The organism is Glycomyces sp. NPDC047010 (genome assembly GCF_040644205.1).
GTDB lineage: Bacteria > Actinomycetota > Actinomycetes > Mycobacteriales > Micromonosporaceae > Glycomyces.
In genome coordinates this window covers 225280-245947 of sequence record NZ_JBEYVY010000009.1, presented here as the reverse complement: position 1 = coordinate 245947, position 20668 = coordinate 225280, and the positions used below count along the sequence as shown (strand labels likewise).

Sequence of the window (20668 nt, the reverse complement as noted above, 5' to 3'; positions counted from 1 at the left end):
GCGGGAATGCCCGGGTACGAGCGGTACGCGCTGGCCCGCGGCCGCGTGGTCCTCGACCGGCTCGACGGCGGGATCGCCGACCTCGTCGCCGCGAAGCAGGTCCTCGGCGAGGAGGCCGCGCACGCGCTGGCCGCCGACCGGCTCGACGGGTACGTCAACCTCATGTTCCGCTCGGTCAAGAGCGACCGCGACGGGCGTCCGCTGGCGTCGCGCCTCGACGGCGCCGAGAGCCTCGGGTACCTGCTCGACCTGCTGTTCGCGATGGACCGGCGGCCGCGTCCGTACAACAAGTACCTGGAATGGGAGCTGGAGCGGTTCCCGCTGCCGGGCTGGGACGGCCCCGCGCTGCTGGCGACCATGGGCGCCATCCTCGCCACGGGTGAGGTCGCGGTGCAGCGCGCGCTGTTCGCGCAGGTGGCCCCGAAGGCGCGGGCCGCCGGGCACGGGCCGGTGCTCGACGAGTGGGGCGACCAGCTCCTGCTCCTCCTCCCCTAACGGCCGCAGGCGGAACCCCTGCGGGGTGGCGTGGAAGCCCGCCTCTTGGAGCGATGCGGCGAGCGCGGAGCCGGGGGCGTAGGCGTCGTTGACGCGTTCGATGTGGAGGGCCCCGGTGCGGCCTTCCCTGACGGCGTCGGCGAGTGCGGCGACGGCGGCGCCCAGGCGCGGGTCGGTCGCCATGTCCTCCGTCGCGGGCCAGGCGATCATGGTCCGGCCGCCGCGTTCGACGTAGAGGGCGAGTTCGCCGCCGACGAGGACCACGAGCGACCCGGCCTTGCGGCCGGGCTTGTGGCCGTCGGCGTCGGGCCAGGGCAGGGCCGCGCCGTAGGCGTTCGCGGGGTCGGCGGCGGCGAGGACCACGGCGGTGCCGTCGTTGCGGTTCGCCATGGCGCGCAGGCGGTCGACGGCGCCCTCCATCGCGAACTGGGCCGCGCCGAGGCCGTCCACGACGTAGCCGCGGCGGGCCCGCCCGGACTCCTCGAAGGCCGACAGGACCCGGTAGACCTTCGCGAACCCGCCTTCGACGCCTTCGGCCGCGACGGCGCCGCGGGTGACGACGCCGTGCCGGTCGAGCAGGGTGTGGGCGAGCGCGTGTGCGCGCACGGTCGGGTCCGCTTCGGGTGCGGGGAGGAGCGACCAGCGTCCGGCGACGGTGGGTCCGCTGACGGGGGCCTGGCGCATGTCGCGCCAGCCGCCGCCGTATCGGGCGCGCGGGGCCGCGCGGCGGGCCCGGTGGGCGGTGGCACCGGCGGTGCGGCCCGAGCCGAGGAGGGCGCGGAGCGGCGCGAGCGTGTCGTTCGAGATGCGGCCGGACCAGGCCAGGTCCCACAGGGCCGCAGTGAGATCCGGGTCGGAGGCTTCAGTGTGCTCGCGGACGCGGTCGGCGAGCTGGCGGTAGAAGAGCCCGTAGCCGCCGTCGAGGGCGTCGAGGACGGCGCGGTGCAGGCCGGAGGGTTCTACTTCGGGCGGCGGGAGGAGGAGCGGGGCGGTCTCGGCCGGGTAGAGGGCGATCCAGCCGTCGTTGCCGGGGAGCGAACCGGTTCCGGCCCAGAGGACTTCGCCGGAGGAGGTGAGCTCGTCGAGCATCGCGGGGCGGTAGTCGGCCACGCGTGAGGGCAGGACCAGGGACTCCAGTGCGGAGGCGGGGACGGCGGCGCCTTGGAGCTGCTCGACGGCGCGGGCGAGGCCGTCGATCCCTTCGAGGCGGTCGTCCTCGGTGGACTTGCCGCCGACGTGCTGCCAGCGCGGCAGGAACTCGGCGAGCGCGGCGGGCGGGACGGGTTCGAGCTCTTTGCGGAGGGCGGCGAGGGAGCGGCGGCGCAGGCGCCGCAGGACGGCGGCGTCGCACCATTCGCGGTGCTCGCCGCCGGGCCGGAACTCGCCTTCCACAAGGGAGAGGTCGCGGAGGGCGCGTTCGGCGACGGCGGGGCCGATGCCGAAGCGGGCGGCGGCGTCGGCGGTGGGGAAGGGGCCGTGGGTGCGGGCGTAGCGGGCGAGGAGGTCGCCGAGGGGGTCGGGCACGGGTTCGGTGAACGCGGCGGGGAGTCCTTCGGGGATCGCGGTGCCGAGGGCGTCGCGGAGGCGGGCGGCGTCTTCGACTGCGGCCCAGTGGGTCTGCCCGGCGATGTCGACGCTGATGGCGCGGCCCGCGGCGGCGAGGGACTCGGCCCAGGCGGGGGCGGCTCCGCGTCCGGCGAGTTCGGCGGTCGTGAGGGGGCCGAGGAGGCGCAGGAGGTCGGCGACGCTCTCGGCGTCGCGGGCGGGGTAGGTGCGCCGCTGGAGTTCGGCCTCGACGTCGGCGAGGACGGCGGGGTCGAGGAGGTCGCGGAGATCGACTTGGCCGAGGAGGTCGGCGAGGAGGCGGGAGTCGAGGGAGAGGGCGGCGGCGCGGCGCTCGGCGAGCGGCGTGTCCCCTTCGTACATGAACTGGGCGACGTAGCCGAAGAGGAGGGAGCGGGCGAACGGGGAGGGGTCGGCGGTGGTGACCTCCACGAGGCGCACGTCCCGGGCCTGGAGGTCGGCCATGAGGTCGGTGAGGCCGGGGACGTCGTAGACGTCCTGCAGGACTTCGCGGACGGCTTCGAGGATGATCGGGAACGTGGGGAACTGCCCGGCGACTTCGAGGAGCTGGGAGGAGCGGAGGCGCTGCTGCCAGAGGGGCTGGCGCTTGCCGGGCTGGCGGTGCGGGAGCAGGAGCGCGCGGGAGGCGGCCTCGCGGAAGCGGGACGCGAAGAGCGAGGAGCCGGAGACGGCGCGGGTGACAGTGTCGCCGATCGCGGCGGGGTCGAAGGCGAGGTCGTCGGCGTGGAGGTCCGGTTCGGTCTCGCCGGTGTCGGGCAGGCGCAGGACGATGCCGTCGTCGTGGTGCATGAGCTGCGGGTCGATGCCGTGGCGGTCGCGGAGGCGCTCGCCGAGGGCGAGGGCCCAGGGGGCGTGGACCTGGGCGCCGAACGGGGAGTGGATCACCACGCGCCAGTCGCCGGTCTCGTCGCGGAAGCGCTCGATGAGGACGGTGCGGTCGTCGGGGACGAGGCCGGTGGCCTCGCGCTGCTCGGCGAGGTAGGCGATGGCGTTGCGGGCGGCGGAGTCGTCGAGTCCGGCGGCGGCGAGGCGGGCGTGCGCGGCGCCGTCGTCCATCGCGGAGAGTTCGCGGACGAACGCGCCGAGGGCGCGGCCGAGTTCGAGGGGGCGGCCGAGGCCGTCGCCGTGCCAGAACGGGAGGCGGCCGGGGACGCCGGGCGCGGGGGTGACCATGACGCGGTCGCGGGTGATCTCCTCGATGCGCCATGAGGAGGTGCCGAGGGTGAAGACGTCGCCGACGCGGGACTCGTAGACCATCTCCTCGTCGAGTTCGCCGACGCGGCCGCCGCCGCGGCCCGTTGCGGCACCGGTCAGGAAGACCCCGAAGAGGCCGCGGTCGGGGATGGTGCCGCCGGAGGTGACGGCGAGGCGCTGGGCGCCGGGGCGGCCGGTGACCGTGCCCGCGGTGCGGTCCCAGACGAGGCGCGGGCGCAGCTCGGCGAAGGCGTCGGAGGGGTAGCGGCCCGCGAGCATGTCGAGCACGGCGTCGAAGGCGGAGTCGGGGAGGGTCGCGAAGGGGGCGGCGCGGCGGACCAGGCCGAGGAGGTCGGCCACGTCCCACTCGTCCATGGCGGCCATGGCGACGAGCTGCTGGGCGAGCACGTCGAGCGGGTTGGCGGGGACGCGGAGCGCCTCGATGGCGCCCGCCTTCATGCGCTCGGCGACGACGGCGGACTGGATGAGGTCGGAGCGGACCTTCGGGAAGAACACGCCGCGCGAGACGGCGCCGACCTGGTGCCCGGCGCGGCCGACGCGCTGGAGCCCGGAGGCGACCGACGGGGGCGCCTCCACCTGGATCACCAGGTCGACGGCGCCCATGTCGATGCCGAGTTCGAGGCTGGAGGTGGCGACGACGGCGGGCAGCCGCCCGGCCTTGAGGTCCCCTTCGACCTCGGCGCGCTGCTCCTTGGAGATCGAGCCGTGGTGGGTGCGCGAGAGGACCGGCGGGGCGCCGGACGCGGCCCCGGAGCCGCCCATGGCGTCGGCCGGGCCGTGCGCCTCGGGGAGCGGGGCGCCGTTGCGGCGCTCGTACTCGATCTCGTTGAGGCGGTTGGAGAGCCGTTCGGCGACGCGGCGGGCGTTCGCGAAGACGATGGTCGAGCGGTGGGCCTCCACGAGGTCCACGATCCGCTCCTCCACGTGCGGCCAGATCGACCCGGCCGAGCGGGCCGCCGACGCGGTGGGCGCCACGGGCGCGTCGCCCAGCGCGGCCATGTCCTCCACGGGGACCACCACCTGGAGGTCCCAGCGCTTCTCAGAGGGCGGCTGCACGACCGCCACGTCGTGGCGCGGCGACAGGAACCGGGCCACCTCGGCGACGGGCCGCACGGTCGCCGAGAGGCCGATGCGGCGCGCGGGCCGGGGCAGGCGGGCGTCGAGGCGCTCCAGCGACAGCGCGAGGTGCGCGCCGCGCTTGGTGCCCGCGACGGCGTGGACCTCGTCGAGGATCACCGTCTCGACGCCCGCGAGCGCGTCCCGGGCGCCCGAGGTGAGCATCAGGAACAGCGACTCGGGCGTGGTGATGAGGATGTCGGGCGGCCGGTTCGCGATCGAGCGGCGCTCGTGCTGCGGGGTGTCGCCGGAGCGGATCGCGGTGCGCACGTCCGGTTCGGGCAGGCCCAGGCGGCGGGCCTCGGCGCGGATGCCGTCGCGGGGCGCGGCGAGGTTGCGCTCCACGTCGACGCCGAGGGCCTTCAGCGGCGAGATGTAGAGGACGCGGCAGCGCTCCTTCGGCTCGGCGGGCACGGGGGCCGTCGCGAGCGCGTCAAGGGCGGAGAGGAACGCGGCGAGGGTCTTGCCCGAGCCGGTGGGCGCGACGACGAGCACGTCCCGGTCCTCCGCGAGGGCCGCCCACGCGCCCTGCTGCGCGGCGGTCGGGGCCCCGAAGGTCTGCGCGAACCAGGAGGCGGTGGCCGGGGAGAACCGCGCGAGGGACGGGTGCGGCGCGGTGTTCGGTTCTCCACGGGACATGCGCTCAATGGTGCCCCGGGGGACCGACACCGGCCCCGGAATCGCGGAGGGAACCGGTCGGCGCGGGCGTCAAGAACGCGTATGGAACGTCAGGGGCGGCGTCAAGAACACGTATGGATTCCCGTGAATGCCCTTCGGGCCGGGCATTCCGCCCCGGGATCGCGCTAGCGTGCGGCACCGGAGAGGAGCTCACGTGACCGCTCAAACCAGCGAGGGCAGGCTGGACCAGGAACCGGCCGGCCCGCCGCTCAGGCATGCCGCGAAGGGCGGCCCCCTGCGCATGGGGCTGTTCCTCGGCGCGCTCGGCGTCGTCTACGGCGACATCGGGACCAGCCCGATCTACGCCCTCCAGACGATCTTCAACCCCGGCGACCCGCACCCGGTCCCGGTGAACACCGAGAACGTGTTCGGGATCGTCTCCCTCATCTTCTGGTCGGTCACGATCATCGTCACGGTCTTCTACGTGGGCCTGGCGATGCGCGCCGACAACGACGGCGAGGGCGGCATCATGGCGCTCATCACCCTTCTGCGCCGCCATGTCGGCGGCCGCGGCCGCAAGGCCGCGTTCACCCTCGCCGCCCTTGGCATCTTCGGCGCGGCCCTGTTCCTCGGCGACTCGATGATCACCCCCGCGATCTCGGTCCTCTCCGCGGTCGAGGGCATCAAGACCGTCTCCACCGGCCTCGAAGCGGTCATCATCCCCGCGACCGCCGTCATCATCGTGCTGCTCTTCGCGCTCCAGAAGCGCGGCACGCACGTCATCGGCCGCTGGTTCGGCCCCATCATGGCCCTCTGGTTCGGCGCCCTCGCGCTCCTCGGCATCGGCGGCATCGCCGGGAACCCCGAGATCCTCCGGGCCCTCTCCCCCACCTACGCGATCGACTTCGTGTTCGGGAACTTCGGCATCGCGTTCTTCGCGCTCGCCGCCGTCATCCTCACCTTCACCGGCGCCGAGGCGCTCTACGCCGACATGGGCCACTTCGGGCGCAAGCCCATCTCCCGCGCCTGGATCGCCGTCGTCTTCCCGTCCGTGATGCTCAACTACATGGGCCAGGGCGCGCTCATCCTGGAGGACTCCGGGAACGTCGCCGGGTCGTTCTTCCTCCTCGCCCCCGAAGCCCTGCGCATCCCGCTCCTGGTCCTCACCACCGTCGCCACCGTGATCGCCGCGCAGGCGGTCATCTCCGGGGCGTTCTCGGTCGCCTCGCAGGCGTCCGAGCTCGGGTACCTGCCGCGGCTGCGCATCGCGCACACCTCCGAGCACCAGTACGGGCAGATCTACGTGCCGTGGATCAACTGGCTGCTCATGGTGTCCGTGCTGGTCCTGGTGTTCGCGTTCCGCACCTCCGAGGCGCTCGCGTTCGCCTACGGCATGGCCGTGATCGGGACGATCACCATCGTCGCCCTGCTGTTCCTGTACGTCGCGCGCATCCGCTGGGGCGCGCCGCGGTGGGCCCTCGCGACCGGCGGCGGCCTGCTCCTCGCGATCTGCCTCGCGTTCCTCGCCGCCAGCTCGACGAAGATCATCCACGGCGCATGGCTGCCGCTGCTCATCGGCCTCGCCGCGTTCACCGTCATGATCACCTGGCAGCGCGGCCGCGAGGTCGTCACGTTCGAGCGCGAGAGCCGCGAAGGCTCGCTCCTGGAGTTCGTGGACCGGCTCCGCGAAGGCGAGCCGAAGGTCGCCCGCGTCCCCGGGACCGCCGTGTTCCTCGACCGCGGCAAGCGCAGCGCGCCGCTCGCCATGCGCTCCAACCTGGAGCAGAACCACGCCCGGCACTCCCAGATCGTGATCCTCTCCGTCCTCACCGAACCCGTCCCGCGGGTCGCCGAGGCCGACCGGCTCACCGTCGACCAGCTCGGCGACGACCGGGACGCGGTCATCCACGTGACGGCCCGCTTCGGCTACATGGAGACCCCGGACGTGCCGCGGGCCCTGGAGGCCATCGACCCCGAGCAGGCCGAGGGGCGGCGCCTCAACCTCGACCGGGCCACGTACTTCCTGTCCACGATCCAGCTCAAGCCCGGCAAGGCCCGCACGATGGCGACCTGGCGCAAGCACCTGTTCATCGCCACCTCCCACATCACCGCCGACGCCGCCGAGCACTTCCGCCTCCCGCGCGAGCGCACGATGATCATCGGCTCGCACATCGAGGTCTAGGAGGCGTACTCCCCCGCGAACGGGATCACCTTGATGACGTCGACCATGACGCCGTCGGGGGCCGCGACGATGAAGTGGCGCTGGCCGAAGTCCTCGGTGCGCAGCGGCAGCAGCTCGGTGAGCCCGGCGTCCTCGACGAGGCGCCGGTGCTCGGCGTCGGCGTCCTCCACCTCGAAGTTGAGGAGGAGGCCGCCCGACAGGGCCTTCCGACGGCCCTCGGGGACCGTGGGGTGGGTCGCGTCGAGGATGGCGAGCTCGTAGTGCGGGGCGTCGGGGCGGCGCAGGCTCACGTACCAGTCGGCGGTGAACACCGCCTCGAAGCCGAAGTGGCGCTTGTAGAAGTCGGCGGTCGCGGCGACGTCCCCGGTGGCGAGCACGGGGTAGAAGCCGGTCAGGGTCGCGGTCATCGGGGTCTCCTCGGATCTGGTTTCACATACCTCGGGTATGTCAACTGCGATGCTAACATACCCCGGGTATGCGAAATGGGGGTCGAGGCGATGGGCAGGGCCGAGCAGCGGGAGGCGACCAGGCGGGCGCTCCTGGAGGAGGGCCGACGCCGGTTCGCGGCCGAGGGGTACCACGCGGTGGTGCTCAACGAGGTCGCGCATGCCGCGGGCGTCACGAAGGGCGCGGCGTACCACCACTTCGGGAGCAAACTCGGGCTGTTCCGGGCCGTCGTGGAGGAGGTCCAGGAGGAGCTGGGAGCGAAGGTCGCGGCAGAAGCCGAGCGGCACGCGGGGCCGTGGGAGCAGCTGCGGGCGGGCTGCCGGGCGTTCCTGGCGGCCGGGACCGACCCGGCGGTGAGCCGCATCCTCCTGGTCGACGCGCCCACGGTCCTCGGCTGGGACGAGTGGCGGGCCATGGACGAGGCGCATTCGGCGCGCCACCTCACGGAGGCGCTCCGGGCGCTCGTCGACGCGGGGCTCATGGCGGACGTGCCGGTCGAGCCCCTCGCGAGGCTCTTGTCGGGGGGCATGAACGAGGCGGCGCTGTGGCTCGCGCGGTCCGGGGACCCGGACGCAGAGGTGCAGGCCGCCCTCGCTTTGGACCTGGTCCTGGGCGGCCTGCGTTCCGGGGCCGCCTGACGGCGGACCCCGGACGTCGTCGTACCCGCTACGCGGGCATCAGCACCGTGTCGATGATGTAGACGGTGGCGTTGGCGGTCTGGACGTTGCCGCAGACCACGGCGGCCTCGCCGTTCACGGTGAAGTCCTCACCAGAGCCCTCGACCGTCAGGCTCTCCCCCTGCAGCGTCGCGTGCTCCCCGGCCAGGTCCTCGGGCGCGAGCCGCCCGGCCACCACGTGGTAGGTCAGGATCGAGGTGAGGGTCTCGGTGTCGGCCAGCACGGCCTGGAGGTCGGCCTCGGGGATCTTCGCGAACGCGTCATTCGTGGGTGCGAACACCGTGATGTCCTCGGCGGTGTTGAGCGTGTCGCCCAGACCCGCCTCGGTCACCGCGGTCACCAGCGTCGACAACACCGGGTTGTTACTCGCCGCGGTCGCGACCGGGTCGTCGGCCATACCGGTGAACGACCCCTCCCCGTCGGCCGGGACCGCGGAGCACGCGGCGCCGAACTCGCCGGAGACGGGCATCTCCTCGGTGGTCTCCTCCTGCACCGACTCCTCACTGGACGTGGCGTCCTCGTTGGAGGAGTCGTCGCCGGAGCCGCACGCGGTGAAGACGAAGGCGCAGCCGGCGGCGGCCAGCACGGCGCCTGCGCGGGTGAGCAGTCGATTGTTCATGGTCTTGCCTCTCTGTCGGTTCGGGGCGCGTCGCGCCCCTCGGTTCATTCGGCGTTCAGGACGATCGAGTGCCATCCGGTGGCCCCGTCCGGGAACGGGGTGACCCGCTCCTCTGTCTGGACGGCGCCGTCGCCGTCGGTCGCGCGGACCTCCAGGGTGCGGCGGCCGGATGCCGCCTCCCAGGTCCACTTCCATTGGCGCCACGTGTCGTCGCCGATCACGGGCGCGAGCTCTGCCTCGCTCCAGGGGCCGTCGTCGACCCGGACCTCGACGCGGGCGACGCCGCGCTGCTGGGCCCAGGCCACCCCGGCGACCGTCACCTGCCCGGCGGCGACCGTCGCGAGCGGCTTGGGGGTGTCGATGCGGGAGAAGGTCTTGATGGGCGCCTGGGCCTTCCAGTCGCGGCGGACCCAGTAGGCGTCGAAGTCCGCGAAGGACGACAGCTCGATCTCGGTGAGCCACTTGGTGGCCGAGACGTAGCCGTACAGGCCGGGCACGATCATGCGCACCGGGAAGCCGTGCTCCAGCGGGAGCGGGCGGCCGTTCATTCCGACTGCGACGAGCGCATCCCGCCCGTCCGTGCACGCCTCCGTGGGGGTGCCCGCGGTCCAGCCGTCGGCCGAGCGCGAGACCACCTGGTCCGCACCGGGTTCGGGCCCCGCTTCGGCGAGGAGGTCCGCGAGGGGCACGCCCAGCCAGCGCGCGTTCCCGGCGAGGTTCCCGCCGACCTCGTTGGAGACGCAGGAGATCGTGATCTCGCGTTCGACCAGGCCGCGGTCGAGGAGGTCCCGGTAGGACAGTTCGAGGGGGTTGGCGACGCGGCCGGTGATGCGGAGCGTGTAGTCCTCGGGGAGGACGCGCGGCAGGACCAGGGCGGTGTCGACGCGGTAGAAGTCGCCGTTGGGCGTGAGGTACGGAGTGAGGCCGTCGATGTCGGCGGCGTCGTCGAGCCCGGCGCCCGCGGGGCCGACGTCGACGGGGGCGGGCAGGTCGATCGCGTTGCGGGCGTCTTCGAGGTCGGAGGTGCCGGTGAGCCGCCAGCCCGCCGCGCCGGCCAGTCCGGCCCCGCCGAGGGCGATGAGGACGCCCCGGCGGTCCACGGCCCGGCCGGGCGCGGCGGGTCCTTCAAGGCGTTCGCGGAGCAGCAGCGCGAGGACGCCCGCGCCGCAGGCGGCGCCCACGAGGGACGGGACCGCCCACGAGGGGGAGGCGGCGGGGCGGGCGAGGGCGGCTGCCGCGCCCGCCCCGCCGAGGAGGGCCAGGACCGCGTACCCGATCCAGGGGCGCCGACGGGCGGCGACGCCCGTGGCGGCGGCGAGCACGGCGAGCGCCGTGCCGATCCCGGCCAGGAGTGCGAGCTTGTCGTACTCGCCGAAGGTGCGGATCGCGAACTCCTTGACGGGTTCGGGGACCGCGTCGACCACGGCGGCGCCGATGGCGGCGACCGGGGCGCTGCCGGGTGCGACGGCGGCGGCCGCGAGCTGCGCGGTCGCGAGGGCGACGGCGGCGCAGGCGGTGCCGGCGAATGCGGCGGCGATGGTCGGTCTCATGCCACTGATTCGGGGGCGACGGGGCCGCGGATGGGTCGGGGGGCCGGAAAATCGGGGATTTTTTTCGCGGCGGGCGCGAAAACGGGCCCGGCCTTCCGGCCGGGCCCGCGTCTGCGGAGGTCAGCCCTGCAAGGGGACGTCCGCGACCATCGGGAGCGTGGGGGTCTGTGAGCCGCCCGCGGGCTCCTCGGTGACGCCGATGATCTCGGCGTCGCCGAGTCCTTCGACGAGCATCGTCGCGGAGCGGTCGCCGGGGTTCATGACGCCCGCGGAGATCTGCCCTTCGGGGTCGACCATCCAGACCTGGTAGGACCGCTCCTCGCCGATCGCGGCGAGCCCGGCGAGGACCACGACGGCCTTGTCGAGCCGCTCGGAGTAGACGACGGTGACGTCGCCGCCGCCGGAGGCCGCTGTCTTGCCGACCTCGGCGTCCCCGGATTCGAGGACTGCGGCGATCTCGTCGGAGCGGGTGGGCGCGGTGTCGCGCATGACGGACCAGGTGACGATGCCGCCGACGACGGCCATGACCGCAGCGAGGGCCCCGGCGACCAGTGCGAGGCGCAGCCGCGGCATCCCGCGGTGGCGCCGCAGTCGCGGTGCGGCCGTGCGGGGTTCGGGCGCGGGCGTCTCGGGGGCCTCCTGGCGGATGCGGGAGGCTTCGGCGAGGACGCGGGCGCGCAGCCGCGGCGGCGGGTCGGCGATCGTGACGTCGGAGAGGCGCCACACGGCCTCGCGGAGTTCGGCGGCCTCCTGGGCGCAGGACTCGCACTCGGTGAGGTGGTGCTCGACCTCGGTGCGCTCGTCGTCGTCGAGGGCGTCGACGGCCCAGGCGCCGATGAGGGTGTGGACGTCGGCGCTCATCGGGCCACCTCCAGGCAGTCGCGCAGTTTGAGCAGGCCGTCCCGGATGCGGGACTTGACCGTGGGCACGGCGGCGCCGAGCAGGGACGCGACCTGCCGGTAGGTGTGGCCGCCGTAGTAGGCGAGGGTGACCGCCTGCCGCTGGAGCTCGGTGAGGGTGGAGAGGCAGCGGCGGACCTGGCGGTGCTCCAGGCGGACCGCGGCGGCCTCGGCGACGGCGTCGTACTCGGGTTCGGGCCGGGCGGCGCGCCGCTCGCGGTCGCCGGACGCCTGCACGGACCGGACCCGGTCGACGGCGCGGCGGTGCGCGATGGTGGAGAGCCAGGCCCCGGCGGAGCCGCGGGCCGGATCGAAGCGGGTGGCGGTGCGCCAGACCTCCACGAGGACCTCCTGGGCGACCTCCTCGGCCTGCGCGGGGTCGCGCAGGACGCGCAGGCACAGGCCGTAGACGCGCGGCGCGGCCTCGTCGTAGAGGCGCGCGAACGCGTCCTCGTCGCCCAGTGCCGTGCCGTGCAGCAGCTGTTCGAGCGCGGGCATCCTCGCCTCCTCCACCACCGTCCGGCGGTCTCCGCCTGTGCTCCAGGCCGATGGATTCCCCCTTGTGGACATCATCACGCTCCGAGGTGTTTGTCAACTCCGATCGCCCGGTATTCGGAGCCGGGGCGCCCCCGGACGGGTCCGGTGGCGGGATTTTTTCCGCGCGGGCGACAATGGCCCGGACGGACTCCTCACCCATCGCATCCGATAGGCCCCCGAATGACCAAACGACAGTTCCCCCGCCCCCACGACATCCTGCCTTTGATACGTTTCAAAAAGCCGGACTTCAACGCGAAGCGGCGGCGCCTGAACGCCGCCCTGACGATCGCGGACCTGCGCCTTATCGCGAAGCGGCGCACCCCGCGGGCCGCGTTCGACTACACCGAGGGCGCCGCCGAGGGCGAGCTGTCGCTCGCGCGGGCCCGCCAGGCGTTCGCCGACGTCGAGTTCCACCCCGCGATCCTGCGCGACGTCTCGAAGCTCGACACCGGCTGGGACGTCCTCGGCAAGCGCTCGGCGCTCCCGTTCGGCATCGCGCCCACCGGGTTCACGCGCATGATGCACACCGAGGGCGAGATCGCCGGGGCCGGCGCAGCGGCGGCCGCGGGCATCCCGTTCGCGCTCTCCACGATGGGGACCACCCCGATCGAGGACGTGGCCGCCGCGGGCGGCCCCGAAGGGCGCCACTGGTTCCAGCTGTACATGTGGAAGGACCGCGACCGGTCCATGGCCCTGGTCGACCGGGCCGCGGCGGCCGGGTTCGACACGCTCCTGGTCACGGTGGACGTGCCGGTGGCCGGGGCCCGGCTGCGCGACAAGCGCAACGGCTTCTCGATCCCGCCCGCGATCACCCCGAAGACGTTCTTCAACATGGCGGTCCGGCCGAACTGGTGGTTCGACATGCTCACCACCGAGCCGCTCTCCTTCGCGTCGCTGAGCCGCTGGTCCGGCACGATCGCGGAACTCCTCGACACCATGTTCGACCCGACGGTGGACTACGAGGACCTCGCCTGGATCAAGGAGCAGTGGCCCGGGAAGCTCGTCGTCAAGGGCGTGCAGACCGTCGCGGACGCGAAGCGCTGCGCCGACCTCGGCGTGGACGCCGTGACGCTCTCCAACCACGGCGGGCGCCAGCTCGACCGCGCCCCGATCCCCTTCCACCTCCTCCCCCAGGTCGTGAAGGAGGTCGGGGACGACATCGAGGTGCACCTGGACACCGGGATCATGTCCGGCGCCGACGTCGTCGCCTCGGTCGCACTGGGCGCGCGGTACACGATGATCGGCCGGGCCTACCTGTACGGGCTCATGGCCGGAGGCCGCGACGGCGTCGACCGCGCCGTCGCGATCCTCCGCGAGGAGGTCGAGCGGACCATGCGCCTGCTCGGCGTGGCCTCGCTCGAACAGCTCGAACCCGGGCACGTCACCCAGTTGCAGCGGCTGGTACCGCGGGCCGCTTGACCATCAGGGACATCACCGCGGCGAGCGCGCACAGCGCTCCCGCGGTGAACCACGCCGGGTCGTAGTCCCCCGTGGCGTCCCGGATGAAGCCCGCGCCCCACGCGATGAGGGCCGCGCCGACCTGGTGCGAGGCGAGGACCCACCCGAAGACGACCGCGCCGTCCTCGCCGAAGTGCTCGCGGCACAACGCGATCGTGGGCGGGACCGTGGCGACCCAGTCGAGGCCGTAGAAGACGATGAAGAACAGCATCGGCGGCTTGACGTCGTCGGCGAACAGGGTCGGGAGCGCGAGCAGCGAGAGGCCGCGGAGCGCGTAGTAGACCGCGAGCAGGCGCCGCGGGTCGAACCGGTCGGTGAGCCAGCCGGAGAAGATCGTGCCGATGAGGTCGACGACGCCGATGACGGCGAGGAGCGACGCGGCGGCCGTCAGGGGCATCCCGTGGTCGTGGGCGGCGGGCACGAAGTGGGCGCCGACGAGGCCGTTCGTGGAGGCGCCGCAGATCGCGAACGTCCCCGCGAGGAGCCAGAACGCGCGGGAGCCGCTGGCCTTCCACAGGCCGCCGAGGGCCCGCTTCGCCGCGCCCTCGGTCGGGGCCGCGGGGGTCGCGTAGTCGGCCCCGGCGCCGAAGGGCTGGAGGCCCACGTCCTCGGGCCGGTCGCGCACCACCAGGAGCACGAGCGGGACCATCGCGAGCGCGGTGGCCGCCACCAGGAGCGAGGCCGCGCGCCAGCCGGGGCCCTCCACGAGGAGCCCGACGAGGGGCAGGAACACGAGTTGCCCGGCGGCGCCCCCGGCGGTGAGGATGCCGGAGACGAGGCCGCGGCGGGCGATGAACCACCGGTTGGTGATCGTGGCGACGAACGCCATCGCCATGGACCCGGTGCCGATCCCGACGATGAAGCCCCAGCACAGGACCAGCTGCCAGGACTCGGTCATGAAGACCGTGGCGCCGCCGCCGAGCGCGATGAGGCCCAGGGCGATCGAGACGACGCGGCGGATGCCGTACCGCTCCTGGAGCGCGGAGGCGAACGGCGAGAACAGGCCGTAGAGCAGGATGTTCACGGAGATGGCGGCGGAGATGGTGCCGTGGGACCAGCCGAACTCGTCGTGGAGCGGCTCGATGAAGACGCTCGGGGTGGCGCGGAAGGCGGCCGCGCCGACGAGGGCCACGAAGCTGACGGCGGCGACCCACCAGGCGCGGTGGACGGTGCGGCGCCTGGTCTGCTCGGGAAGTTGTGGGGCTGCGATGGACATGGATACAGCTTCGCCGAGCGGCGGCGGGGCGGCCAGTGGCCGACAGGCCAACATGTGCGAAGATCGGGCCATGAGCGTTTTTCGGCATCCGGGGCGCCACCGCGTCGCGGTCCTCGTCCGGCACGGCCTCCTCCCCGTCGAGCTGGGCATCCCGCACCGCGTGTTCGGCTCCGCGAAGTCCGGCGGCGAGCACCTGTACGAGGTCGTCACGTGCGCACCGGAACCGGGCGAGATCCGCACCGACGCCGACGTCACCGTGAACGTGAAGCACGGGCCGGAGGCGCTCGCGGAGGCCGACACGGTCGTGGTGCCCTCGGCGCACGAGAGCGACGAGTCGTGGACGGCCGGGCGGCTCCCCGCGGACGTGGCCGCGGCCCTGGAGTGCATCCGGCCCGACGCGCGGATCGCCTCGATCTGCACCGGCTCGTTCGTGCTCGCGGCCGCGGGGCTGCTCGACGGGCGCATGGCGACGACGCATTGGGACGCCTCGGAGCGGTTCCGGCGGCTCTACCCGCGGGTGCGGCTGGAGCCGGAGGTGCTGTACACCGAGGACGGGCGCGTGCTCACTTCGGCGGGCGTGGCCTCCGGGTTCGACCTGTGCCTGCACATGACGCGGCTCGACTTCGGTGTGGCCGTGGCGAACCGGGTCGCGCGGCGCTCGGTGGTGCCGCCGCACCGCGACGGCGGCCAGGCCCAGTACATCGAGCGTCCCGTGCCGGAGGCGGGGTCGGCCGCGACGGGCCGCGCCCGGGAGTGGGCGCTCGCCCGCCTCCACGAGCCGCTGACGCTGCGGCAGCTCGCGCAGTGCGAGGCGATGAGCGTCCGCACGTTCACGCGGCGCTTCCGCGAGGAGGTCGGCACGTCCCCGCAGCGGTGGCTCCTGCACCAGCGCCTGGAGCGGGCACGGCACCTGCTGGAGCGCAGCGACGAGCCGATCGACCGCGTGGCGGCCGGAGCCGGGTTCGGCTCGGCGTCGTCGCTGCGCCTGCACTTCCAGGCGTCCCTGGGGGTCACGCCGAGCGCGTACCGCCGGACCTTCGCGGGCTAGGAGACGACCGCGGTCACCCGGATCTCGACGCGCATCCCGGGCGCGCCCAGCGCCGCGACGCCGAGCTCGGTCCAGATCGGGGCGCGGCCGCCCATGCGCTTGCGGAACTGCTCGGCCATGACGCGGCCGGGGCGCTCGCCGATGTACGCGGGGTCGTCGGGCAGGTGGTAGGAGTTCACGTGGACCACGTCGGCCCACGTGGCGCCCGCCGCGGCGAGGACGCGCTCGACGTTGTCGAAGGCGCGCACGATCTCCGCTTCGAGGTCCTCGGGGAATTCGAGGTCGTCGTTCCAGCCGCCCTGGCCGGAGATCTCGACGCGGTCGCCGATGCGCACGGCCTGGCTGTACCCGAGCATCCCGTGCAGCTTCTCGCCGGCGCCGGGGGTGACGAAGAACTGCGGCTCGCCCATGGTGTTCCCTCCGATTGACTTCATGCTTGAAGTCATCGTAGCACGGTTGACTTCAAGCATGAAGTCACGGCCGCCGGTTAGACTGCGCCCATGGCCGAGACTCCCCGAACCGCCGCGTCCGAGCAGGTCCGCTGGCTCGATCCGGCCGAGAAGGACGCCTGGACCGGGCTCGTCTCGCTCGTCTACCTCCTCCCGCCGCGCCTCGAAGGCCCGCTGCACGCCGAGTGCGGGATCACGCTCTTCGAGTACCTGGTCCTCAGCCACGTCTCCGAGGCCCCGGGGCGGCGCCTGCGCATGAGCGAGCTGGCGTTCCTCGCCAACGGCTCGCTCTCGCGCCTGTCCAACGTGGTCAAGCGCTTCGAGCAGCGCGGCTGGATGGAGCGCTCGCCCGACCCCGAGGACGGCCGCTACACGATCGCCATGCTCACCGAGGCGGGGTACGAGCTCGTGCAGGCCGCCGCGCCGGTCCACGTGCGGGCCGTCCGCGAAGCGGCGCTCGACCGCCTCGACGCGGACGACCACGCCGCGCTCGCCCGGATCGCCGAGAAGCTCCGCGTCCGGCCCGTGGACCTCGCCGGGTCCGACTAGTTGAGGACGTAGGTCCGGATGCTCTGCGCCGGGAGCTGGGACCCGAAGGAGCCGTTGGTCATCGGGACCGCGTTCGAGGCCGCGAGGGTCTGCGTCGAGGTCGTCACCCAGGTCGCGAACGAGCCAGTCCCGCCGCCTTCGAGCGTGAACGGCAGGTACACCGCCGAGGCGTTCTTGTTCACGGCCACCAGGACGATCCGCGAGCCGCTCTTGAACGCGGAGATGTACACGCCCGACTGCGGGTTCGCGGTCGCGGTGATCCGCTGGAAGCCCGGCCGCACCCACTTCGCGTAGTGCGCGAGGTTCGCGCCGCGCTTGCTGATCTGGCCGTCCTCGCGCATCGGGCCGTAGCCGCGGCGGATGTACCACCAGATGTACGCCTGGAAGCGGCCGTTGACGAGCGCGCGGTGCACGTGCTCGCCGACGTCGAGCGCCCCGGGCCACAGGTCGGCCGAGTCGCTGGAGTTCGGGTAGTAGACCTCGGTCATCCACAGCTCCTTCCCGGCCCCCTTCTGCTCGAAGAGCGGGTAGGGGAAGTCGGCGGGCTGCGTGCCGTAGAGGTGGGCGCCGAGGATGTCCGTGTTGGCCAGCGCGGCGGCGTCGTTGAGGATCGGGTCGGACATGTTCTTGCGGTACTGGAAGGACTCGGGGGCGATCACCTTGGTGCTGATGGCGCCGGAGTTCTCCTTGAGGAAGCGCACGATCTCGGCGGGGGTCCAGGCGGTCCACTCGCTGGCGTAGTCGGGCTCGTTCTGGACGGAGACGGCGTAGAGGTTGACGCCGTTGTTGCGCATGTAGACCGTGAAGTTGTTGAGGTGCCGGGCGTAGGCCGCGTACTGGTCGTAGCGCAGGCGCTTGCCGCCGGAGAAGGACTCGGTCATGGACGCGGGCGGGTTCCACGGGGAGGCGATGACCTTGGCGCCGAGAGCGACCGCGCGCTGGGCGGTGGCGAGCTCGCGGCTCCAGTTGGCGCTGTCCTCGTGGACGGGGATGCGGAGGATGGAGAAGCCGAGCTGGCCGGTGCCGTTGCCGAAGGCGGTGTCGCGCTGGGCGGCGGTGAGGTCGCTGATCCACACGGTGTGGTTCATGCCGCCGAAGCCCTGGATGGTCTGCTGCCCGATGGAGGGCTGGACGACCACGGTGGTCTGCGCGGCGGCCGCGTCGGCGATGAAGGGCGCACCGATGATAGGAAGCGCTCCCAGCGCGAGCAGGGAGCGGCGGTCCAGGCGCGGGGCGCGGGCGTCGTCGTCGTCGGGGCGAAGTGCCATCGTTCCTCCAGGAGGTCGGAAGTTCCGGTTGTTCCCGTTCACAATACATCGAAATATTTCGATTCGAAAGCCCGGAAGTCCGCCGAAACTCTCGCCGTCCGGCCCTCAGGCGGTGGTGAGCCCCTCGCGCAGCTCGTCGAGCACGCCCTTGAGGAGCCGCGAGACGTGCATCTGCGAGATCCCGATCTCCGCGCCGATCTGCGCCTGGGTCTTCTCCTCGAAGAACCGCAGCGCCAGGATGCGCCGCTCGCGCTCGGGCAGGGCGCTCACGAGCGGCAGCAGCGCCTCGTGGTCGTCCACGAGCGCGAGCGCGAGGTCCTCGCCGCCGAGCGTCTCGCACAGCGGCGCGCGGCCCGCGTCGCGGTACTCCGGTTCGTCGAGCGAGACCGACCAGTACGCCTGGCGCGCTTCGAGGCCCTCGTCCACCTCGACCTCGGTGACGCCGAGGCGCTCAGCGAGGTCCGCGCCGGTGGCCGGGCGGCCCAACTCCTGGGCGAGGTCGGCGGCGGCCTTGTTGATGGCGAGGCGCAGCTCCTGGAGGCGGCGCGGGACGCGCATCGGCCAGGCCGTGTCGCGGAAGCAGCGGCGCACCTCCCCCATCATCGTGGGCACGGCGTACGACAGGAACTCGCAGCCGAGGGTCGGGTCGAAGCGGTCCACGGCGTGGATGAGGCCGACCGAGGCGACCTGGAGGAGGTCGTCCTTGACGATGCCCTTGCCGGAGAAGCGCTGCGCGATGTGCTCGGCGAGCGGCAGGTGCCCGGTGATCAGCCGCTCGCGGAGCCGGGCGCGGCGCGGGTCGTCCGCGTCCAGTGCCGCCATCTCGGGGAAGAGCGGGGCCAGGTCGCGGTAGTCCGCGCGTCCCGAAGTGTGCTGTCCTGGTGCCATTGCGGGTACCGCCCCCGATCGTGACCCGAGTGTATGACGGTGGGGGTCCTCATGTCCGGGACACGGACCGAATCGCAGGTCAGCGCCGGATCAGGCCCTGCTGCACGGCCGCGGCGACGGCCGCGGTCCGCGAGTCCACGCCGAGCTTCGCGAAGATGTGCACCAGGTGCGTCTTGACGGTCGCCTCGGTGACGAAGAGGCGCTGCGCGATCTGCCGGTTCCCCAGGCCCTCGGCGAGGAGCGCCACGATCTCCGACTCGCGGGCGGTCAGGGCCGGGCGCCCGGACCGGGCCTGGTCCATGACGCGCGCGGCCACCTTCGGCGACAGGGACGACTCCCCGCGGGCGGCCGCGCGGATCGCCGCGAACAGCTCCTCGGGCGGGCAGGCTTTGAGCAGGTACCCGGTGGCGCCCGCCGCGACGGCGCGGCGCACGTCCGCGTCCGACTCGTACGTGGTGAGGACCAGGACCCGCGGCGGTTCGGGGAGCTTCGCGACCTCCTCGGCGACGGCGAACCCGTCGGGCCCGGCGCCGAGCTGGAGGTCCATGAGCACCACGTCGGGCGCGCACCCGCGAATGCCGCGCAGCGCCGCGGCGGCGTCGGCGGCCTCGCCGACCACCTCCATGTCGGGCTCGCCGTCGACCAGCGCGGCCAGGCCCGCCCGGACCACCGGGTGGTCGTCCACCAGGAACAGGCGCATCACGGCTCCTCACCGAGCGGAACGGAGGCGGCGAGCGCGGTGCCCTCGCCGGGACGGGACTCGACCGCGAGCGTCCCGCCGACCCGCGCGAGGCGCTCGCGCATCCCCGGCAGGCCGAACCCGCGCCCAGAGGGGGCGGCGGCGCCGGGGTCGAAGCCGCGGCCGTCATCGCGCACGTCGAGGGCGACGGCCTCGCCGAGGTGCGAGAGCGTCACGACCGCCTCGGACGCGGCCGCATGCTCCACGGTGTTCGCCAGGGCCCCTTGGGCGACGCGCAGCAGCACCGCGGCGGCGGCCTCGCCGGTCCCGGCGGGCTCGCCCTCCTCGCGGAAGACCGTGCGCAGGCCCGAGCGTCGCTCAGTGTCGGCGCACAGCTCGCGGAGCGCCTCGGCGAGGCTGCGGCCTTCGAGCCGCGCGGGCGTGAGGTCGTGGACGAAGCGCCGCGCCTCGGCAAGGTTCTCGTCCGCGACCGCGGCGGCCTGCGCGGCGAGGGTCCGGGACCGGTCGGTGCCCCAGGACCGGTCGGCGGCCTGGAGCAGCATGCTGATGCTGGAGAGGCCCTGCGCGAGCGTGTCGTGGATCTCGCGGGCGAGGCGCCCGCGCTCTTCGAGGGCCCCGGCGCGGAGCTGCGAGGCGGCGAGGGAGTCGCGGGCGGCCAGGAGGTCGTCGATGAGGCGCTGGCGCTGCCGGATCTCGTACTGGAGGGCCCAGAACACGGCGGTGATGATGGCGGCGATGCCGATCGGCGCGAGCACCAGGCTCGGGTCGAAGACCTTCGCGATGCGCAGCTGACCGGCGACGACGGCCGCGGTGAGCAGCACGGCGGCGGTGACGACCCCGGTCGTGGGCAGCAGCCGCAGGCACAGGAAGTACAGGGGGACGGCGCACCACGCGAACGAGGGCGCCAGCAGCACGAGCGCCACGGCCACGCCGATGACGAGGCCGAGCCACACCGGCAGTGCGGGCCCGAGCCGCTGCCACCAGACCACGCCCGCGCCGTAGAGCAGCGCGAGGAGCGCGGCCACTGCGAGCGCGGCGACGGTGAGACGGTCGGCGAGCTCGTGCCGGGCGACGACCCGCGCGGCCGAGGCGGCGAGCAGCAGGAAGAACCCGGCGTGCATCGCGCCGTTCAGCCAGGAGCGCTCCCCCACGG

General features: G+C 73.4%; 16 protein-coding genes and 1 pseudogene. 5 read left to right on the top strand and 12 right to left on the bottom strand.

What is annotated here, in order from left to right; genetic code table 11:
- Window positions 1-498: 498 nt before the first annotated feature.
- Window positions 499-5049: pseudogene (locus tag AB0A65_RS19495) on the bottom strand (ATP-dependent helicase); the annotation flags it as partial.
- 280 nt (window positions 5050-5329) lie between these two features.
- On the opposite strand from AB0A65_RS19495, the gene AB0A65_RS19490 reads away from it, so the two are divergent.
- Window positions 5330-7210, top strand: a complete 1881-nt coding sequence (locus tag AB0A65_RS19490) for a KUP/HAK/KT family potassium transporter (RefSeq protein WP_359953055.1) — start codon at window positions 5330-5332, stop codon at window positions 7208-7210.
- Here the strand turns inward: AB0A65_RS19490 and AB0A65_RS19485 are convergent.
- A complete protein-coding gene (locus AB0A65_RS19485) occupies window positions 7207-7617 on the bottom strand; it encodes a VOC family protein (protein ID WP_359952988.1) in 411 nt (136 codons plus the stop codon). The two genes, AB0A65_RS19490 and AB0A65_RS19485, sit on opposite strands and share 4 nt — an antisense overlap.
- Window positions 7618-7707: 90 nt before the next feature.
- Between AB0A65_RS19485 and AB0A65_RS19480 the strand changes: the two genes are divergently transcribed.
- Window positions 7708-8295, top strand: a complete 588-nt coding sequence (locus tag AB0A65_RS19480) for a TetR/AcrR family transcriptional regulator (RefSeq protein WP_359952986.1) — start codon at window positions 7708-7710, stop codon at window positions 8293-8295.
- A gap of 28 nt (window positions 8296-8323) precedes the next feature.
- Here AB0A65_RS19480 and AB0A65_RS19475 read toward each other — a convergent pair whose 3' ends face one another.
- The 4 genes from AB0A65_RS19475 to sigK all read right to left on the bottom strand — a co-directional run bounded on the left by AB0A65_RS19475 (window position 8324) and on the right by sigK (window position 11972).
- Entirely contained in the window at window positions 8324-8953 is a 630-nt protein-coding gene (locus tag AB0A65_RS19475; RefSeq protein ID WP_359952984.1) for a fasciclin domain-containing protein, read from the bottom strand.
- A gap of 44 nt (window positions 8954-8997) precedes the next feature.
- On the bottom strand, window positions 8998-10503 hold the full coding sequence (locus AB0A65_RS19470; RefSeq protein WP_359952982.1) for a molybdopterin-dependent oxidoreductase: 1506 nt from the start codon (window positions 10501-10503) through the stop codon (window positions 8998-9000).
- 120 nt (window positions 10504-10623) lie between these two features.
- A complete protein-coding gene (locus AB0A65_RS19465; protein ID WP_359952980.1) occupies window positions 10624-11364 on the bottom strand; it encodes an anti-sigma factor in 741 nt (246 codons plus the stop codon).
- A complete protein-coding gene (gene sigK / locus AB0A65_RS19460; RefSeq protein ID WP_359952979.1) occupies window positions 11361-11972 on the bottom strand; it encodes an ECF RNA polymerase sigma factor SigK in 612 nt (203 codons plus the stop codon). The genes AB0A65_RS19465 and sigK overlap by 4 nt, the downstream gene beginning before the upstream one ends.
- A 147-nt stretch (window positions 11973-12119) precedes the next feature.
- On the opposite strand from sigK, the gene AB0A65_RS19455 reads away from it, so the two are divergent.
- A complete protein-coding gene (locus AB0A65_RS19455; RefSeq protein WP_359952977.1) occupies window positions 12120-13358 on the top strand; it encodes an alpha-hydroxy acid oxidase in 1239 nt (412 codons plus the stop codon).
- On the opposite strand, the gene AB0A65_RS19450 is transcribed toward AB0A65_RS19455, so the two are convergent.
- A complete protein-coding gene (locus tag AB0A65_RS19450; RefSeq protein WP_359952976.1) occupies window positions 13321-14613 on the bottom strand; it encodes an MFS transporter in 1293 nt (430 codons plus the stop codon). The genes AB0A65_RS19455 and AB0A65_RS19450 overlap by 38 nt on opposite strands.
- Before the next feature lie 70 nt (window positions 14614-14683).
- On the opposite strand from AB0A65_RS19450, the gene AB0A65_RS19445 reads away from it, so the two are divergent.
- On the top strand, window positions 14684-15661 hold the full coding sequence (locus AB0A65_RS19445; RefSeq protein ID WP_359952975.1) for a helix-turn-helix domain-containing protein: 978 nt from the start codon (window positions 14684-14686) through the stop codon (window positions 15659-15661).
- Here AB0A65_RS19445 and AB0A65_RS19440 read toward each other — a convergent pair.
- Complete coding sequence (locus AB0A65_RS19440) at window positions 15658-16095, bottom strand: RidA family protein (protein WP_359952973.1); 438 nt, start codon at window positions 16093-16095, stop codon at window positions 15658-15660. The two genes, AB0A65_RS19445 and AB0A65_RS19440, sit on opposite strands and share 4 nt — an antisense overlap.
- A gap of 66 nt (window positions 16096-16161) precedes the next feature.
- Here AB0A65_RS19440 and AB0A65_RS19435 point away from each other — a divergent pair, with 66 nt between their 5' ends.
- Window positions 16162-16659 carry a MarR family transcriptional regulator gene (locus AB0A65_RS19435; protein WP_359952971.1) on the top strand — a complete coding sequence of 166 codons (498 nt, stop codon included), beginning with the start codon at window positions 16162-16164 and terminating at the stop codon, window positions 16657-16659.
- On the opposite strand, the gene AB0A65_RS19430 is transcribed toward AB0A65_RS19435, so the two are convergent.
- The 4 genes from AB0A65_RS19430 to AB0A65_RS19415 all read right to left on the bottom strand — a co-directional run bounded on the left by AB0A65_RS19430 (window position 16656) and on the right by AB0A65_RS19415 (window position 20666).
- Window positions 16656-17927: a glucuronoxylanase gene (locus AB0A65_RS19430; RefSeq protein ID WP_359952969.1), complete on the bottom strand. Its 1272-nt coding sequence runs from the start codon at window positions 17925-17927 to the stop codon at window positions 16656-16658. The genes AB0A65_RS19435 and AB0A65_RS19430 overlap by 4 nt on opposite strands.
- A gap of 105 nt (window positions 17928-18032) precedes the next feature.
- Complete coding sequence (locus tag AB0A65_RS19425) at window positions 18033-18815, bottom strand: SigB/SigF/SigG family RNA polymerase sigma factor (RefSeq protein WP_359952967.1); 783 nt, start codon at window positions 18813-18815, stop codon at window positions 18033-18035.
- A gap of 79 nt (window positions 18816-18894) precedes the next feature.
- On the bottom strand, window positions 18895-19515 hold the full coding sequence (locus AB0A65_RS19420; RefSeq protein WP_359952965.1) for a response regulator transcription factor: 621 nt from the start codon (window positions 19513-19515) through the stop codon (window positions 18895-18897).
- Window positions 19515-20666, bottom strand: a complete 1152-nt coding sequence (locus tag AB0A65_RS19415; RefSeq protein WP_359952963.1) for a sensor histidine kinase — start codon at window positions 20664-20666, stop codon at window positions 19515-19517. The genes AB0A65_RS19420 and AB0A65_RS19415 overlap by 1 nt, the downstream gene beginning before the upstream one ends.
- Window positions 20667-20668: the final 2 nt, after the last annotated feature.

Bases quoted from the DNA above. Each gene is read 5' to 3' on its own strand.
- AB0A65_RS19490 (WP_359953055.1), top strand. From the start codon at position 5,330: ATGGGGCTGTTCCTCGGCGCGCTCGGCGTCGTCTACGGCGACATCGGG.
- AB0A65_RS19485 (WP_359952988.1), bottom strand. From the start codon at position 7,617: ATGACCGCGACCCTGACCGGCTTCTACCCCGTGCTCGCCACCGGGGAC.
- AB0A65_RS19480 (WP_359952986.1), top strand. From the start codon at position 7,708: ATGGGCAGGGCCGAGCAGCGGGAGGCGACCAGGCGGGCGCTCCTGGAG.
- AB0A65_RS19475 (WP_359952984.1), bottom strand. From the start codon at position 8,953: ATGAACAATCGACTGCTCACCCGCGCAGGCGCCGTGCTGGCCGCCGCC.
- AB0A65_RS19470 (WP_359952982.1), bottom strand. From the start codon at position 10,503: ATGAGACCGACCATCGCCGCCGCATTCGCCGGCACCGCCTGCGCCGCC.
- AB0A65_RS19465 (WP_359952980.1), bottom strand. From the start codon at position 11,364: ATGAGCGCCGACGTCCACACCCTCATCGGCGCCTGGGCCGTCGACGCC.
- sigK (WP_359952979.1), bottom strand. From the start codon at position 11,972: ATGTCCACAAGGGGGAATCCATCGGCCTGGAGCACAGGCGGAGACCGC.
- AB0A65_RS19455 (WP_359952977.1), top strand. From the start codon at position 12,120: ATGACCAAACGACAGTTCCCCCGCCCCCACGACATCCTGCCTTTGATA.
- AB0A65_RS19450 (WP_359952976.1), bottom strand. From the start codon at position 14,613: ATGTCCATCGCAGCCCCACAACTTCCCGAGCAGACCAGGCGCCGCACC.
- AB0A65_RS19445 (WP_359952975.1), top strand. From the start codon at position 14,684: ATGAGCGTTTTTCGGCATCCGGGGCGCCACCGCGTCGCGGTCCTCGTC.
- AB0A65_RS19440 (WP_359952973.1), bottom strand. From the start codon at position 16,095: ATGAAGTCAATCGGAGGGAACACCATGGGCGAGCCGCAGTTCTTCGTC.
- AB0A65_RS19435 (WP_359952971.1), top strand. From the start codon at position 16,162: ATGGCCGAGACTCCCCGAACCGCCGCGTCCGAGCAGGTCCGCTGGCTC.
- AB0A65_RS19430 (WP_359952969.1), bottom strand. From the start codon at position 17,927: ATGGCACTTCGCCCCGACGACGACGACGCCCGCGCCCCGCGCCTGGAC.
- AB0A65_RS19425 (WP_359952967.1), bottom strand. From the start codon at position 18,815: ATGGCACCAGGACAGCACACTTCGGGACGCGCGGACTACCGCGACCTG.
- AB0A65_RS19420 (WP_359952965.1), bottom strand. From the start codon at position 19,515: ATGCGCCTGTTCCTGGTGGACGACCACCCGGTGGTCCGGGCGGGCCTG.